16 protein-coding genes and 2 tRNA genes are annotated in these 14,110 nt (G+C 69.8%); 6 read left to right on the forward strand and 12 right to left on the reverse strand.

Annotated elements, in window-relative coordinates; all coding sequences use genetic code 11:
• A partial coding sequence (locus EXE51_RS01620) for a hypothetical protein (protein WP_137691925.1) occupies window positions 1-287 on the reverse strand: 287 nt, incomplete at its 3' end.
• A gap of 139 nt (window positions 288-426) precedes the next feature.
• Between EXE51_RS01620 and EXE51_RS01625 the strand changes: the two genes are divergently transcribed.
• A complete protein-coding gene (locus EXE51_RS01625) occupies window positions 427-1,437 on the forward strand; it encodes a PrsW family intramembrane metalloprotease (protein ID WP_049932863.1) in 1,011 nt (336 codons plus the stop codon).
• Window positions 1,438-1,464: 27 nt separating this feature from the next.
• On the opposite strand, the gene EXE51_RS01630 is transcribed toward EXE51_RS01625, so the two are convergent.
• The 4 genes from EXE51_RS01630 to EXE51_RS01645 all read right to left on the reverse strand — a co-directional run bounded on the left by EXE51_RS01630 (window position 1,465) and on the right by EXE51_RS01645 (window position 4,830).
• Entirely contained in the window at window positions 1,465-2,442 is a 978-nt protein-coding gene (locus EXE51_RS01630) for an ROK family protein (protein ID WP_049932862.1), read from the reverse strand.
• A 90-nt stretch (window positions 2,443-2,532) separates the two neighbouring features.
• Window positions 2,533-2,991, reverse strand: a complete 459-nt coding sequence (locus EXE51_RS01635; RefSeq protein WP_049932861.1) for a universal stress protein — start codon at window positions 2,989-2,991, stop codon at window positions 2,533-2,535.
• Between the two features lie 256 nt (window positions 2,992-3,247).
• The gene (locus EXE51_RS01640; protein ID WP_049932860.1) at window positions 3,248-3,631 is read right to left on the reverse strand and encodes a DUF5611 family protein; all 384 of its coding nucleotides are present in this window, start codon (window positions 3,629-3,631) and stop codon (window positions 3,248-3,250) included.
• Between the two features lie 86 nt (window positions 3,632-3,717).
• Window positions 3,718-4,830, reverse strand: coding sequence for a hypothetical protein (locus tag EXE51_RS01645; protein ID WP_137691926.1), 1,113 nt, complete (start codon window positions 4,828-4,830; stop codon window positions 3,718-3,720).
• 161 nt (window positions 4,831-4,991) lie between these two features.
• Here EXE51_RS01645 and EXE51_RS01650 point away from each other — a divergent pair, with 161 nt between their 5' ends.
• The gene (locus EXE51_RS01650) at window positions 4,992-5,306 is read left to right on the forward strand and encodes a 2Fe-2S iron-sulfur cluster-binding protein (protein ID WP_049932858.1); all 315 of its coding nucleotides are present in this window, start codon (window positions 4,992-4,994) and stop codon (window positions 5,304-5,306) included.
• A 185-nt stretch (window positions 5,307-5,491) separates the two neighbouring features.
• Here EXE51_RS01650 and EXE51_RS01655 read toward each other — a convergent pair whose 3' ends face one another.
• A complete protein-coding gene (locus EXE51_RS01655) occupies window positions 5,492-5,686 on the reverse strand; it encodes a cold-shock protein (RefSeq protein ID WP_004599158.1) in 195 nt (64 codons plus the stop codon).
• 212 nt (window positions 5,687-5,898) lie between these two features.
• Here EXE51_RS01655 and EXE51_RS01660 point away from each other — a divergent pair, with 212 nt between their 5' ends.
• On the forward strand, window positions 5,899-6,456 hold the full coding sequence (locus EXE51_RS01660) for a hypothetical protein (protein ID WP_241990576.1): 558 nt from the start codon (window positions 5,899-5,901) through the stop codon (window positions 6,454-6,456).
• 23 nt (window positions 6,457-6,479) lie between these two features.
• Here EXE51_RS01660 and EXE51_RS01665 read toward each other — a convergent pair whose 3' ends face one another.
• Window positions 6,480-7,475, reverse strand: a complete 996-nt coding sequence (locus tag EXE51_RS01665) for a phosphotransferase family protein (RefSeq protein ID WP_137691928.1) — start codon at window positions 7,473-7,475, stop codon at window positions 6,480-6,482.
• Window positions 7,472-8,209, reverse strand: coding sequence for an HAD family hydrolase (locus EXE51_RS01670; RefSeq protein WP_049932881.1), 738 nt, complete (start codon window positions 8,207-8,209; stop codon window positions 7,472-7,474). Before EXE51_RS01670 ends, EXE51_RS01665 begins: the two co-directional genes overlap by 4 nt.
• A gap of 60 nt (window positions 8,210-8,269) precedes the next feature.
• On the opposite strand from EXE51_RS01670, the gene EXE51_RS17630 reads away from it, so the two are divergent.
• Window positions 8,270-8,440 carry a hypothetical protein gene (locus EXE51_RS17630; protein ID WP_167373096.1) on the forward strand — a complete coding sequence of 57 codons (171 nt, stop codon included), beginning with the start codon at window positions 8,270-8,272 and terminating at the stop codon, window positions 8,438-8,440.
• A gap of 41 nt (window positions 8,441-8,481) precedes the next feature.
• On the opposite strand, the gene EXE51_RS01675 is transcribed toward EXE51_RS17630, so the two are convergent.
• Window positions 8,482-8,555: transfer RNA gene (locus EXE51_RS01675), tRNA-Phe, on the reverse strand.
• Between the two features lie 218 nt (window positions 8,556-8,773).
• On the opposite strand from EXE51_RS01675, the gene EXE51_RS01680 reads away from it, so the two are divergent.
• Window positions 8,774-9,382 (forward strand): carbonic anhydrase, encoded by a 609-nt coding sequence (locus EXE51_RS01680; RefSeq protein WP_049932855.1) that lies wholly within the window; start codon window positions 8,774-8,776, stop codon window positions 9,380-9,382.
• A gap of 129 nt (window positions 9,383-9,511) precedes the next feature.
• Window positions 9,512-10,660, forward strand: coding sequence for a DNA cytosine methyltransferase (locus EXE51_RS01685; protein WP_394334821.1), 1,149 nt, complete (start codon window positions 9,512-9,514; stop codon window positions 10,658-10,660).
• 503 nt (window positions 10,661-11,163) lie between these two features.
• Here the strand turns inward: EXE51_RS01685 and EXE51_RS01690 are convergent.
• From EXE51_RS01690 to EXE51_RS01700, 3 genes are all read right to left on the reverse strand, one after another.
• A tRNA-Pro gene (locus tag EXE51_RS01690) sits at window positions 11,164-11,234 on the reverse strand.
• A 49-nt stretch (window positions 11,235-11,283) separates the two neighbouring features.
• Window positions 11,284-13,338 (reverse strand): DEAD/DEAH box helicase, encoded by a 2,055-nt coding sequence (locus tag EXE51_RS01695; protein ID WP_049932853.1) that lies wholly within the window; start codon window positions 13,336-13,338, stop codon window positions 11,284-11,286.
• A 141-nt stretch (window positions 13,339-13,479) separates the two neighbouring features.
• On the reverse strand, window positions 13,480-14,010 hold the full coding sequence (locus tag EXE51_RS01700) for a 50S ribosomal protein L16 (RefSeq protein ID WP_004599151.1): 531 nt from the start codon (window positions 14,008-14,010) through the stop codon (window positions 13,480-13,482).
• Between the last annotated feature and the right edge of the window lie 100 nt (window positions 14,011-14,110).

Below are 14,110 nucleotides of genomic sequence, written 5' to 3' on the forward strand. Positions count from 1 at the left end.
CGCCCGCCCTCGACCGGGACGCCCCACCCGTCGAGCGAGAGGTACCCGCGGAGGTCGCTCCCGTGGGTGAACAGGTCCACGTCGGCGCTCGCGTGCCCCTGTCTCGACGCCGCGCTGTGCGCCATCTCCATGTCCGAGTAGTACGGGTCGTCGCCGTCGAAGAACTCCCGGAGGCGGTCGGCGTCGCGGGCGACGAGTTCGGCGACTCGGTCCGAGGCGTCGGCGACGGCGTCGGCGTCCAGCCCGGCCTCCTTCAGGGCGCGCTGGACCCGCGGATCGAAGTGCATACCCGACCTTCGTCCGCCGCGGTTTCAATCCTGTCGGCCGCGGAGCGAGCGCGGTCGGTGACGCATCCCGCCCACCGCCCTCAGCGCGCCCGTCCGGTTCCGCCAATCCGTTAAGTCACCGGGGGGCGAAACGGGGGCCATGCCAAGCGACGAGGACCCGATCGCGTCTCGGGCCGACGACGACCGCGACCTCTACGACGTCGCGACGTGGGAGGAGCGCACCTCCCTCGACGGGCTGTCGGTCGCGCTGTACTGGCTCCTCACGCGCTCCGCGAAGGCCGGGGTCGTCCTCGTCGCGTTCGTCGGACTCTTGGCGATCCTCGGCTCGTTCGGACTCGGGCTCCTCTTCGACCCGGCCATCGCGGTCCTCCTCGGGCTCTCCGTGATCCCCGCTCTGGGGCTGGCCGCGTACGTGTACGTCTCGGACGTGACGACCGGCGAGCCGCTGTCGCTCCTCGTGGCGACGTTCCTCCTCTCTATCCTCACCGCGACGTTCGCGGCGATCCTGAACAGCGTGCTCCAGCCGTACTTCCGGCCGCTCGGCTTCCTCGGAATCGTCGTGTTCTTCTTCGTCGTCGTCGGCCCGATAGAGGAGTCGGTGAAGCTGCTCGCGGTGCGGCTGTACGCGTACACCGACGCCCGCTTCGACGCCGTCATCGACGGCGCCGTCTACGGCGCCATCGCGGGGCTCGGCTTCGTCGTCATCGAGAACTTCGTGTACATCGCCCAGAACGTCGACATGGCGGAGCTGACGGTCGGCATCGCGGCGCTGGGCGCCGGCGACGGCATCGCCGCGCTCCGGGCGCTCGCGGGACCGGGACACGTCGTCTACTCGGCGTTCGCGGGCTACTACCTCGGGCTCGCGAAGTTCAATCCCGGGAACCGCGGCCCGATCATCGTCAAGGGGCTCGTCCTCGCGGCGGCGATCCACGCGCTGTACAACACGCTCGTCGGTCCGGTGACCGGCGTCGCTGCGGGACTCTTCGGCCTCCCGCAGGTCCTCGCGCTGTTCGGCTTCGTCATCGTCTTCCAGGGCGCGTTCGGGTACGTCCTCCTCCGGAAGATCTGGCGGTACCGCGACGCGTACCTCGACACGCGCGACGCGGTCGGCGCCGACGTGGAACCGGAGCTCGACGAGTTCGAGCAGTAGCCCGCGGGCCGTCGTCGCCGCGCTCGGTCAGGGCGCGTTCTCGACGCGCGCCCGGTCGCCGGTCCCGCCCGTCAGCGCGCTCGCGAGGGCGCCTTTCACCACGACGTCGTCGCCGAGGTCGGTGAGCCGAACCTCCGGGACGTTGATGAACACCATCTCCGGGAGCTTCTCGCGGATCGGGTCGAGGACGCGGTCGGGGTTGTTGAGCGCGACCGCGCCGCCGACGCTCACGACGAGCGGCGCGTACGCGTGGATGATGTTGGCGATCCCCATGGCGTTCCAGTGGGCGACCTGGTCGATCACGTGGTCGGCGAAGGTGTCCTCGCCCGCCGCCTCGAACACGTCGACCGCGGAGAAGTCGGGGTCCTCGATCGGGAGGATCGTCTCGATGGGGTCCTCCTCGTGGAGCTCCCGGGCGTACTTCGGGATGTTGTTGCCCGAGCAGTACCCCTCCCAGTGGCCGTCGAGCCCGCAGCCGCAGGTCATGAACCCGTGCGGGTCGACGGTCATGTGGCCGACCTCGCCGGCGTTGCCGTCCCACCCAGAGAGGACGTTCCCGTCGACGGCGACGCCCGCGCCGATCCCCGAGGAGATGGTGAGATACACCATGTCGTCGGGGTTGCGCTCGGAGTGGAAGCGCTCGCCGATGACGCCCGCGATGGTGTCGTTGTGGAGGTACACCTCGTCGGTGTCGAGCAGCCGACCGACCGGCCCGACGAGCGGGATGCGCTCGACCGTGTCCGGGAGGTTCGCGGGCCCCTGGACGACCCCCTCCGCCAGATCGAGCGGACCGATGGAGCCGATCCCGGCCGCGACCGCCTCGCTCGGCGCGATTCCCGCGTCCGTACAGGCCCCGCGGACCACCTCCAACACGGCCTCGGTGACGGCGATGCCGTTCGGTCCCCGCGGCGTACCCCGCGACGCGGAGCCGAGGACCGCCGCGCTCTCGTCGCCGACGGCCGCCCGGACGTTCGTCGCCCCGAGGTCGACGCCCACGTAGTACATCGGGTGTAAGCGCGGACCCGTCTCACTTAAGCGGGACGCTTCGCGCGGTCGACCGTGAATAACAAACGGGGTCCGTACCGCGAAACCGCGTTACGACGCCGGCTCGCGGACGAAGGTGACCGGGCACGGCGCCGAGAGCATGACCTCCTGCGCGACGCTGCCGAAGACGGCCTTCCCGGTCGGCGAGCGGTGCCGTCCGCCGACCACGACGCGGTCGGCTTCGAGGCCCTCGGCTGTCTCGACGACCTCGTCCGCGAGGTCCCCCACCGCGCCCCGGACGGAGTGTCGCACGCCGGCCTCGGAGAGCGCCTCCGAGAGCTTCCGGGTGGTGGTGTGTCGCTCCGCGATGGCGTCGGGCGTCGAGCTCTCGCTCTCCGGCTCAAACCCGAGCTTCGCGCTGGTCTCGTCGAACTCCTCCCTGTCGAACACGTGGGTCAACACGACCTCGGCGTCCGCCGGCTCGGCGACGGAGATGATCTCCTCGGCGAGCCGCTCGACGCGTTTCCCGTCCTCCGATCCGACCGCCAGCACGACCGTCTCAATGCTCATACACACCGTTTCGTCCCCGTACGCCTTAAAACTGCCGGAGTTTTAACTCAAATCTGAATAAATATTTACCAGATCGATCCTGACAGTCTCACCGCCGAGTGGAGCCGATTCTCGTCGGGCGATGACGCTTCCCGTGAGGAGGCGACGACGTTTCGAGGACGGTGACAACTCTCTCGCGGGGTTCAGTCGCGCGAGCGGGACGCTAGCGGGCTCCGCGCTTTCCTCGACGGACGAGAACCGGTCGCCGCAGAACCGCTCAGTAATCGGGGGCGTCGTCCTCGACTTCGCGCTTCAGCGAGTCGCGGCGCGACTTCGCGTCGCGCCCGGTCGCCTCCAGGAGGAAGTCGTTTTTCGCGTCGACGGCGTCCGCGGCGGCGTCGGCGTTCCCCTCCGCGATGACGTCCTCGGCGGGGCGCTCCTCGAAGTGGACCGCCAGCTTGTCCTTCTTGCTCCCGTACTCGGCGGCGCCCGCGACGATGCGCTCGAACACCGGGTTGTCGGGGTCGGCGACGACGTACAGCTCGTGCCCCTCCCACTCCTCGGTGCCGGTGACCTCGCCGAAGTACTCCTCGATCGAACCCTTCAGGTCCGGCATGCGGTCGTCCAGATGCTCGCCGCGGCGCATCTTGTACTCCTTCATGCCGCGACCGTTCGACAGGCCGGCGTAAACCAGTTTCGTCACGGCCGCTCGGCGGGTTCGGCCCGAACGGCCCGCTTCCGCTTCGCCTACCGAGGACGCTCGTCGACGTACCCGCGCTTACACTCCGGACAGATGTCTCCCGCGCGCATCGAACTCCCGTCCGCCGCCCGGACCATCCCGCACTCGGGACAGTAGTACTCCGTCGGGGCGTCGTCGCCCACCGTCTCCAACTCGGGGCTCTCGCCCCGGGTGATCCCCGTCCCGCCCTCGCCGCCGGCGTCGAACGTGGCGCCCTCGCCGTCGTCGGGCGCCTCGACGTACTCCGTCGCCGATTCCTGCTCTTCCCGCCCGTCCGCGGCCTCCGGGGTGAGCCCGCCGCCGAACTCGACGTCGGCGTCACCGCCCTCACCGACCTCCGCGCTGAACCCCTCGTCTTCGCCGCCGTGATCGGGCCACGCGGTGGCTCCGTCGGCGCCGGCGTCCTCCTCGTCGACCTCCGGCCACGCGCCCCGCTCCCGGTCGTCGGCCGGCTCCTCGTCCTCGTCGAGGATCACGCCGTCGTCGCTCTCCGCGTCCGCCTCGTCGCCCGAGGGGGCACCGGACTCGGTCTCGGCCGGGGGCGACGGCGCGGACGCCGACTCGCCGCCCGCGCCCAACACCTCCGTGTCCTCGTCCGCCGGAGCTGCTCCGTCCGGCGAGCCCGCCTCGTCCGGTGCGTTCGGACCGTCCGCCGCGCCCGTCGCCGCGTCGACGCGGTCCGCGGCCGGAGCGGCGTCGGTCGGCCCCGACGGCTCGTCGGCCGCGGCCCCGTCGTCGAGGATCACCGCGTCGTCGCTCCCGGCTCCGGGCTCCTCGTCGAGGGTCACGCCCTCGTCCGCCGTCCCGGCGTCGGCCGCACCGACCCCTCCCGACGCCGTGCCGGGTCCGGCGCCCTCCTCGGCAGCGTCCGGGGCGTCGTCGCGCGTCGGCGCCGCGGCCGACGCGCCGGCGGTCTCGCCGCCGACGTTCGCGGCGGCCTCGTCCGCCAGCTGCTCCATCGTCGTCACCTCGGTATTCTCGCTGACGATCTGCGTCTCGCCGCAGCGAGCGCAGGTCTTCACCTCCTTGACGGTCGTGACGACCTCGTCGCCCTCCTCCTCGCGCTCGCGCTGGAGTTCGGGTTCGCCGAAGTCGTGTCCGAGCAGACACCTGAGTCCCATTGTGCCACCCTGCGGTGCCGAGGGTAAAAAACGCCCCGTCGGCGTCCGACGCTCGGCACACGACCGTTTCTGGGCGTGCCGCGGTCGGCGCTTGCGGTTCCGGTCGCCGCGCCCCGCGGACACAGACTCTTTTGTGGATCGCTCGCGTACCGTGAGTCGACATGCCTACTGTATCCTACAAGGGCGAGGAAATCGAGTGCGAGAAGGGCGCCAATCTGCGCGACGTGCTCAAAGAGGCCGGTCTCTCCGTCTACAACGGCAAGATGGAACAGCTCAACTGCCGCGGTTCCGGGTCGTGCGGCTCCTGTGCGGTCCAGGTCGACGGCGAGGTCAGCGAGCCGAGCAAGAAGGAGAAGGCCCGTCTCTGGCTCCCGCCGCACCACCCGAACCACGACGTCCGCCTCTCCTGTCAGACGAAAGTTGAGGGCGACGTCGAGGTGACGAAGGGCCGCGGGCTCTTCGGGCAACACATCTGAGCGCGGACGCGGTCGCTCTCATCTCTTCTCCGGGTACGACGTGCGCACGCGACGAGCGGGGCGCTCGTCGAGCGTAAAATACGACCGCGGCGGACGCGAGCCCGCGACGCGGACGAAAACGTTTGATACCGTGTGTCAGAGTCGCGTTCGGCGTCAGCCGGACCGACCCACCTTCTCGGATCGGCTTACTGCCGAACGACGTTCGTCGCGCGGGGACCCTTCTCGGAGGACTCGATGTCGAACTCGAGCTCCTGACCCTCTTCGAGGTCCGGGCCGCCGACGTCTTCCATGTGGAAGAACACGTCGTCGTCCGCGTCGTCAGTCTCGATAAATCCGTAGCCGCCAGTGTCGTTGAAGAAATCAACCTTTCCGGTCGCCATTGCGAATAGAGAGAGGCCCTGTCGGGTCATAAGGATTGCGAGTGTACAGTTACCACGACTCTCTCTAGACGATCGTTTCCGAATAACCGAAACTTTATCAGCGAACACTGCCCGAACAACAGATTCGCGGCGCGAGCGAGACCGGATCGTGTCGTTCTTCGGCGCCCCACCGGACGCCGACGTTTATATTCCTCGGCGCGGAAGCGACCAACGTGTCACACGAGTACCAAGCGGACGGCCCCGCCATCACGCTCCGCGAGAACGGTCCCGCGCTGCTGGTCCCCGCGGCGTGGGGCGTCGCCGCGGCGGCGGTCCTCGGTGCGGTCTCCCTCCACGCGCTGTTCGTCGCGCACGTCGTCATGAGCGCCCTGCTCGTCGCCTTCGTCGTCGCCTCGTGGCGCGACATGGCGACGGGAGTCCTCCGCGCGTGGAAGCTGGTGATCCTCGCGGGGACCCCGGTCACGCTCGCCGGCGTCCTCGGGTTCCTCGCACGCGACGGGACCGGGCTCGCGGCCGCGCTCCCGACCGGCGCGCTCCTCGCCGTCGCCTTCTACGGCTGGATGCTCCTGCCCGCGCCGGCGTTCGTCTACACGGGGCTTCGCGACGCGACGGCCCCGCGCTCGACCGTCCACCACGCCGCGGCCGCGTGTTCGGTCGTGGGCGCGGTCGTCGCCGCGTTCGCCGGCTCCGCGGCGGGGACGGTCGCGGGCATCGCGCTCGTCGGCCTCGGCCAGACCGCCGGCATCCTCACGGCCACGGCGCTGTACTGACCGGCGCCTCGTCTCGGAGTGGTCTATCCGGGTCCGTTGTCCAGCGCGCGCCGAAGCGCCCGTCGGTGGAACTCGACCGCCGCGTCGCGGTCGACCGGCGGGTAGCGCGGGTTCGTCACCACGCCCTCGCCGTCGACGACCGCGCTCGCGACGGCCGCGGCGCGGTGGGCACGCTCGACGCGCGGGAGCGGCGCGACGGACTCGTAGCCGTCGCGGAACGCCCGCCTGAGCGGCCCGGTCTCGGCCGCCGGCACGTACCAGCCGACGACGAGGTGTTCGGTCTTCGCGACCGACACACCACGCGGGGCGGCCAGCGGCGCCTCCCAGTCGAGGACGGCCGTCACCGCGCCGTCCGCGACGAGGGCGTTCCCCGGGCGGAAGTCCCACGGGAACAGCCGCGGATCGGTGTCGGACGCGGTCGACTCCCGGAACGCGTCCCGAAGCCGAGCGCGGAGCCCGTCGAACTCCTCGGGGAGCCGGTCGGCGTGTCGCTCCCCGAACTCCCGGAGCCACTCGTCGGCGCCGACCGGATCGCGGACGGACAGCGACGCGTCGCGTCCGAGGACCGATTCCGCGTCGATCGCTCCGTCGCCCGCCGCGCCGTCGACCGCGAGCCGCCCGCACCCCGAGAACCGAAACGCCTCGTGGAGCGCCGCGAGCCAGCGGCCGAACGCCCGCGCGACCCCCCGCCGGTCCGCCGGACCGAGGTCGACGAACGCCCCGTGGAGGTCGCGGCCGTCGATCAGCGGCGTCACGAACCACCCCGTCCCGTCGGCGACGCCCTCGCCGAGCGGCCGGGGAACTGGCACGTCCGTCCGATCGCCGATCGCTGTCAGCAGCGCCGCCTCGGTCCGGGTCGCGGCCGGCGTTTCGGAGCGTTGGACGACCACCGGCGCGGCGCTCTCGAATCGCACCACCTCCGTCCGCTTGCGGTTCCCCCGCCCGAGCGGTTCGACGCTCGCGACCGTCGCCCCCGGTCTCGCCTTGGCGAGGGCGCGACCCCTGACCGCGTCGCTCACCGACTCTCCTCCGGCTCGGTCGCCGCTGCTTCGCCTCCGGGCTCGCGGCCGTCGGCTCCGCGCCCCTCGGCCAGCAGGTCCGCGATCTCCGCTAACGAGTCGACGACGTGGTCCGGCCCGTACGCGCCGGGCGCGTCGTCGGGACTCGCGCGGAGCCACGCGGACCGGAGCCCGGCGTTGTGCGCGCCCGCGACGTCGTACGACAGCGAGTTCCCGACGTACAGCGTCTCTTCGGCATCGACCGACAGCGCCGCGGTCAGCCGCTCGAACGGTTCCGCGTGCGGCTTCCGGCGGGGCAGGTCCCCGGCGTACACGATCGCGTCGACGAGATCGTCCAACCCGAGCGCCTCGATCTTCGCCCGCTGGCGGTCCTCGGGACCGTTCGTGAGCACGCCCACGGGACCCGCCGCCGCCGCGGCCGCCAGCGCCTCGGTCGCGCCCGGCAGGTACGCCACCCGCGACTCGTCCGCGACCGCCTCGAACGCCGCCGCGAGCGCGACGGGGTCCACGTCTCTCCCGTGTTGCGCCGCCAACCGCGCGAACCCCGCGCCGAGGTAACCGACGCGATCGTCGGGGTCCGGCGGGCCGTCGAGGAGGGGCCACAGCTCCTCCGGCTCGCCGAACGGCTCCACGCCCGCCTCCTCGAACGCCCGGCGGTAGAGGGCGTCCACGTCGTGGTCGTGGCGGCACAGCGTGTCGTCGAGGTCGAACGCCACCGCCGCGAACCGGCTCATGGACGATCGGAGGCGCCGCGCGGCGAAGTCGGTTTCGCCGAGGCGCCCGTACGCCCGGCGATGACCGATCCCGACGACACCCACGACTGCGAGACCTGCGGCGCGAGCGTCGCCGCCGCGGACGCGCGCCGGTCCGAGCCGTTCGGCGATCTGGATCCCGACACCTGGCAGACGCTGAACTGCCCGCACTGCGGCGACCGCCTCGCGACCGTCCTCGTCGACGACGAGTGACCCGCGGTCGTCCGCTCGCTGTCGCTCGCGGGTTCAGAATATGCCGCCTCCCCGATTTGAACGGGGGACAGCTCGATCTTCAGTCGAGTGCTCTCCCAGTCTGAGCTAAGGCGGCTCGCACTCACATCAATGCCGATTCGGGACAAAAGGATTTCGAAAGGCCGCGGGCGGACCGCCTCGGTCGACGCCTCGACCCGCCCGCGTCGGTCGAATCCGGATCGACCGATCTGCCACGCGTCCTCGATATCGGACGATATCGCCGCCGATCCGCGTCGACGGCGGGGATCTCGGTTTTCGCAACGATCCCTTTTGTCCCACCCCTCCGATCGAGCGATGCCATCGCACGACCACGCCGACCACGACGCGCACCACGAACATCTCGACGCCGCGGTCGACGAGCGCGACGACTGGGCGCGCCGCCGCCGGAAAGGGATCCCGACCGATAAGAACCTCCTCGTCGTCGCCTGTATGGACGAGCGAATCCCGATCGAGGAGGCGCTCGGCATCGACCTCGGCGACGCGCAGGTGTTCCGCAACGCCGGCGGGAAGGTGACCGACGACGTGATCCGGTCGGCCGCGCTCACGACGAACTTCTTCGACACCGACGAGATCGTCGTTATTAACCACACCGACTGCGGGATGATGAGCGCGCCCGACGAGGCGATCCGCGAGGGGCTCGAAGCCGAGACGGGCGACATCGACGCCGCGGACCTCGACCCGTCGCTGCCGGAGCTCACGATCGGCGACGCCGACCTCCTCGACTGGGTGAAGATGACCGACGACATCGACGCGGCCTGCGCCGCGCAGGTCGAGTACCTCCGCGAGTCCGCGTTCATCCCGGACGACACCACCGTCTCCGGCTACGTCTACGAGGTCGAGTCCGGCGAGCTCCGCCGCCCCGACGAGCGGATCGCCGAGGAGATCAGCGAGCGGCGGGCCTGACGCCGGACGACGACGCGCCGGCCGCCAGCGAACCTGCCGTCCCGGCCTGAGGTGTGACGCTTTTATGCGCCCGCGGCGAATCGAGGCACGAAATGGATCGAGCACGCGTGTCCCCGCATCGCCGAGGTGATCCCGGTGGGCGCTGACGCCGACGCTGACGCGCCGGTGGTCGCCGGCTTCTTCTCCGGCTGCGGCGGCCTCGACTTGGGATTCGAGCGGGCGGGCTTCGACGTGGCCCTCGGGAGCGACCAGTGGGAGCCCGCGGCGGAGACGTACCGACGGAACTTCGCCGACACCGAGTTCCTCGAAGGGGACGTGCGCGAACTTGACGCCCCGGCGATCCGCGAGGCGGCCGCGGGCGCGGGCTACGACCCTGACGGCGTCGACGTGGTGATCGGCGGGCCGCCCTGTCAGGGGTTCAGCCGGCTCAACAACGAGCAGATCGAGCTCGACGAGATGGAGAAGGACCGCCGGAACACGCTGTTCGAGGAGTTCCTCCGGGTCGTCTCCGTCCTCGAACCACAGTTGGTGTTGATGGAGAACGTCCGCGACCTGATCAACCGCCAGACCAGTGACGACCGGTACGTGAAAGACCTCATCGTCGACGAGTTCGCGGCGCACGGCTACAAGTGCGAGTACCGAGTGCTGGAGGCCGAACAGTACGGCGTCCCCCAGAAGCGCCGCCGGATCTTCTTCATGGGCACCAATCGCGACGTGCCGATCCGCTTTCCTGAGCCGACGACGCCCGAGGGGCACTGGCGCACCGCCGGCGAGGCGCTCGCGGACGCGACCGACGACCTCCCGAACATGACGTACGCCGACACCGGCGAGAAGACGCTCGAACGCATCCGTCACGTTCCCCCGGGCGGTTACTACCGCGACCTCCCCGACCGCCTGAAGACGAAGAAGTACCAGTGCGACTGCGAGGACACCGACACCTGCCCGCACGAGCCGGAGATCGTCAAGCGGTACGGGACGTACCTCCGCCGGCTCGACCCCGAGGAGCCGTCGCTGACGGTGAGCACGAACGTCTTCATCCACCCCAGTGAGGACCGGTACCTCACGCCCCGCGAGATGGCTCGGCTCCAGACGTTCCCCGACGAGTTCGTCTTCGAGGGGACGAAGACCGACGTGATGAAACAGATCGGCAACGCCGTCCCGGTCCGGCTCGGCGAGGAGCTGGCGACGCAGCTGCTGGAGTACTACCCCGAGATCCGGGATGCGCCCCCCGCCGACCCCGACGTGTACGAACAGCAGTCGCTGACTGACTTGGCCTGAGATCGTTTTTAAACAGTGATCGGTGGTGCGGTGCGGAATTTCAAAATCCTGGCGGTCTATTTATAAACAGGCGCCGCTGGATCAGTGGTGAACACCTCCAAAGTCCCAGCCGGGAGGCGGGCGCACGCTCGCTGCGCTCCTCGTCACTCCGTTCGCTCCCTCGCTGCGGTGCTTGCGTCACCTGCGCCCGCCTCCCGGCTGCCCTTTTGAGTCCCACCCCGCACCGCGACCGCACCTCACACCTCCCCAGCCTCGTCAGTCGCCTCCGCTTCGCTCCGGTGACTGACTCCCTCGCGCGTGCTGCTCGGCCGCGGGGCGGCCTCGCAGGCACGCGCCACCGCCTCTTATTTGTAAATAGTCGCCACTGCTCACGGATTGTTCGCAACAGCAGAATGGGACCGCCCGGATTCGAACCTCGGTCGTTCCGCTCGCGCTGCTCGCTCCACTCCCTGCTTCGAATCCGTTCCACCGCCGCTGCTCGCGAATTGCTCGCAGCGGCAGAATGGGACCGCCCGGATTCGAACCGGGGTCACGAGCACCCAAGGCTCGGAGTATACCACTAACCCACGGTCCCGTACTCCTATGTACCCCGAAGAGCCGCTAAAGGGTTTCGTTGCGCGTCGTCACTCCTCGTCGTCGCGCCGTTCGAGGTCGGCGACGATGTCGTACGGGTCGGTCCCCTTCCGGACCGAGTCGAGGATGAAGAACGCCTCGTCGGGCGCGAGGAAGTGCCGCGTCACCCCGCGGCCGAGCGGCGTCGGCTCGAAGCCGTCGATGAAGTTCCACTCCAGCAGCTTCCCGAGCGCGTGCTTGGTGGGGACCTCGCCGATCATCCGGTCGTTGAGCCGCTTCGCCTTCTTGCCGGCGACGACGACGTTCGCGAGCGTCTCCTCGGCGGCCGCGGTCTCGTCGTAGTGCGTCGCCACGTCCTCCATCTCGCCTTTCAGCAGGGTGAACGCCACCTCGTCCTCCGTGCGGTCCATCGACCCGTGGTAGACGCCGTCCGGCTCGACGAGGAGGTAGACTCGGCCGCGGTCGTGGTAGTCCGGGCGTCCGGCGCGCCCGAGCATCTGCGAGAACTCCTGGACGGAGAGCCACTCGATCCCCATCGCCAGCGAGTCGAAGATCACCTGCGAGGCGGGGAAGTCGACGCCGGCCGCCAGCGCCGCGGTGGTGACGACCGCCGAGAGGTCCTGATTCCCGAACATGCGCTCGACCTTCTTCCGGCGCCCGTAGTCGAGGCCGGCGTGGTACGGCGCGGAGTCGTACCGGAGCTTGCGGCTGATCTCGTGACAGCGCCGCCGCGAGTTGGTGAAGATGATCGTCTGCCCGCGGTACCCCTTCGACGACTTCGTGTCGAACTCGCGTTTCACGAGCTTGTCGGCGATCTGGGCCTTCTCACGGCTGTCAGCGAAGGTGACGTGGCGCTCGATGGGGACCGGGCGCTCCTCGTACTCGATGAGCGTCGCGCGGAGCTTCTCCGCGAGCCACTCCGGGTTCCCGACGGTCGCCGAGAGGTAGACGAACTGCGTCCCGTCGTAGCCCGCGCGGGTCTCCATCCGGTCCTCGCTGTAGTACTTCAGCCGGGAGATGAGCCCGTCGAGCCGGTGGCCGCGCTCGCCCTCCTTCAGCGTGTGGACCTCGTCGATGACGACCGTCCCCACGTCGCCGAGGTCCTTGCCCGTCCGGAGCGCGTGGTCGATCCCCTCGTAGGTGCCGACGATCACGTCGGCGTTCGGGTCGAAGCGGTTGCCGTCGTCGTTCACCCGCGAGGAGCCGACCCGGATGGAGACGTCGAGCAGGTCGCCGTAGCGGTCCTCGAAGTCCTCGTGCTTCTGGTTGGCGAGCGCGACGAGCGGGACCAAGAAGAGCAGCTTCCCGTCCCCCTTCAGCGCGCGGTCGATCCCGGTCAGCTCGCCGACGAGCGTCTTCCCCGTCGCCGTGGCGCTCACCACGAGCTGGTCGTCGCCGTCGAGCAGGCCGTTCCGCACGGAGAGACTCTGGACCGGCAGTAGCTCCTCGAAGCGGCCTTGGAGGTGCGAAGAGAGGTCCGGATGGAGGTCCAAGTCTTCGGTCCGGACTGGCGAGACGTCGTCGACGTTCGCCGACACCTCGTCGTACTTCGTGAGGTCGGGGTCGAGTCCGCCCTGGAGGAGACTCACGATCCGGTCGAGGTCGCCCGACTCGTACAGCAGCTCCTCGAGGCGTTCCTCGGCCGCGCCCGTGAACTCCCCTTTGTACGACAGCTCCCGCTCTAGCTCCCGGCGGGCGCAGTCCCGACAGATCAGCTCGCCGTTGTGGTCGATGGCGTCCTCGCTCGTGATCGGCCCGTAGCGCCCGTCGCTCGCGCAGCGCCGGCAGGTCCGGACCGCCGTCGCCTCCAGCTGGTAGCCGTCGAGCATCTCCTTCAGCCGCGTCCGGTTCTCCGGCGAGGTCTGCTCGGAGATGCGGATCCGACCGGCCGCCCGCGCGAGGTCGACGAACTCGTCCGGCTGGCGGGGGTGGTCCTCCCCGTCGCGGATCACCCGGAACTTCCCCGGGCGCGGGCCCGCGGAGGTCTCCTTGAGTTCGAGCCGCCCGCGGAGCACGCGCTTGCCGTCGCGGTTCGCGACGACGGTGTAGTCGCTCCGCGCCTCGTGGAGGAACAGCGTCTCGACCTCGGCCAGCTGCTGTGACACTGCCGTGCGGTACGCGAGCGAGGTATTTCAGGTGTTCGGCTCGGGGATCGGAACCGGTTCGGAGACACGCGGCGCCGCGGCTACGTCACGCGAACGCGCGGAGAAAAACCCGCCTCACGGACGGGGTCGGGGTCGAGGGGTCTACGAGACGAGCAGCTTCTCGCCGCGGTCGACCGTGATCCGGCACGGCGGCGAGAGCTTGTTGTACGCGCGGCGGAACGCCTCCTTCACGACGGAGGCCTGCTCGACGTCGCAGTAGGCGGTGAACACGACGTCGTCCTTGTTGAGCCGCGCGGCGGTGCCGACGGGCTTGCCGAACGCCTGGCGCATCCCGTCGGAGACGCGGTCCGCGCCGGCGCCGGTCGCCTGCTTGTTCTCTCGGATGACCTGGTGGGGGAACTTGCGGAGGGTCATCTTGTAGTTGCCCTCGCCGAGCTCCTTGATCAGGTGGCGGTTCGCCGAGAGGCGCGCGCTCTCAAGCGACCCGTGTCGAACCTGGAGCTCCTCCTCGACGCGGAGGCTGATCTGGACGGGGTAGTCGTCCGGCTCCGCGGAGAGGTCGCCCATGTTGTGCTGGGCGATCTTCGAGCCGGGGATACCCGTGATGTACTCGCGGCGGGTGTACGACGGCTTGTCGATCGTCCGATACATAGAGGCGGGTTTGTCAGACATGGCTACTTGTCCGATGTAGCCCGCGCTGCGGCGATAAACCCTTCGATAGCGAGGCGTCCGCCGCGGCTCCTCGGGGAGTCAGCGCCGGCGATCCGCCGGA

Source organism: Halorubrum sp. CGM5_25_10-8B (genome assembly GCF_005435095.1).
Classification (GTDB): domain Archaea; phylum Halobacteriota; class Halobacteria; order Halobacteriales; family Haloferacaceae; genus Halorubrum; species Halorubrum ezzemoulense.